1 protein-coding gene is annotated in these 1,006 nt (G+C 40.1%); it reads right to left on the bottom strand.

Annotation, left to right across the window (positions count from 1 at the left end):
* Positions 1 to 21: 21 nt before the first annotated feature.
* A complete protein-coding gene (locus tag A5295_RS06040; protein ID WP_064622176.1) occupies positions 22 to 936 on the bottom strand; it encodes an L-lactate dehydrogenase in 915 nt (304 codons plus the stop codon).
* Positions 937 to 1,006 lie beyond the last annotated feature (70 nt).

The following is a 1,006-nucleotide window of genomic DNA, read 5'->3' as shown; positions in this document are numbered from 1 at the left end:
GTTATTTTATTTTTGACTTATCTATTCTGCTTGAGCTTTACTCAAAATTGTATCTGCAGAATGCTGCAACTTTTGCAACTCTTCTTGAGTCAAATCAAGCTGGCATTGCTTAACAATTCCTTCTCTACCAACAATTGCTGGGTATGAAAGATAAGAATGGTATTCTTCGCGATAGTTTGAAACAGGCATTTGCTCTTTAGAATCCGAAAGAACTGCATCCACTAAACGAACTGCAGCAGCAGCAATACCGTAGTTTGTGTACTTCTTTCCGTAGAACACAGTAAAACCGCCTTCACGAGTTTCCTCATCAATAGCGTCTAAATTCATGTTCTTTTCTTTAATAAGCTCTGTTATAGGCTGCTCAAAGACTTTAACAGTAGACCACGCAACGAATTGCGAATCACCGTGCTCTCCTAAGCTATATCCCTTAACAGCCTTTGGATGCACGCCAAAGAACTTGCCTACTGCACGATGCAAGCGCGCAGAATCAAGCAAAGTGCCAGTTCCAATAATCTTTTCGTAAGGAAGACCAGTAGCTTCCTTGTAAAGCTGGCAAATAGCGTCGCAAGGATTTGTTATGTCGATTAAAACACCGTGGAATCCAGAAGCCTTAATCTTTGCACCAACTTCTGCAACTTCCTTACGATTATACTTAAGCTCTGCAAAACGATCTGGATGAGGAACGTCTAAAAGCTTTATGTGACCCAAGGCGCTTACGATTACCTCTACGTCTTTTAATGCTTCATAATCATTAACCGTAATATTAACGTTAAAAGGCACATTATCCATTGAATCTTCAAAATCCAATGCGTCGGCATTCACCTTTGCCTCGTTTGGATCATAAAGGTACAAATCATCAGCGTGACCGCCAACAACAAGTTGATGCGCTACTGCTGCACCAACGTTTCCCATGCCTATAACTGCGACTTTTCTCATATGAAACATCTCCTTCCGTTTTTAGTTTTCCATAAAAAATAGCACTATTTTGATGAGAATAAAAGTAATG

Source organism: Gardnerella sp. 26-12, from assembly GCF_001660745.1.
Lineage (GTDB): Bacteria > Actinomycetota > Actinomycetes > Actinomycetales > Bifidobacteriaceae > Bifidobacterium > Bifidobacterium swidsinskii.
This window is presented reverse-complemented; position numbering and strand designations above follow the sequence as displayed.

Excerpts from the sequence above, each read along its gene's own strand:
- A5295_RS06040 (WP_064622176.1), bottom strand. The coding sequence starts at position 936 with ATGAGAAAAGTCGCAGTTATAGGCATGGGAAACGTTGGTGCAGCAGTA.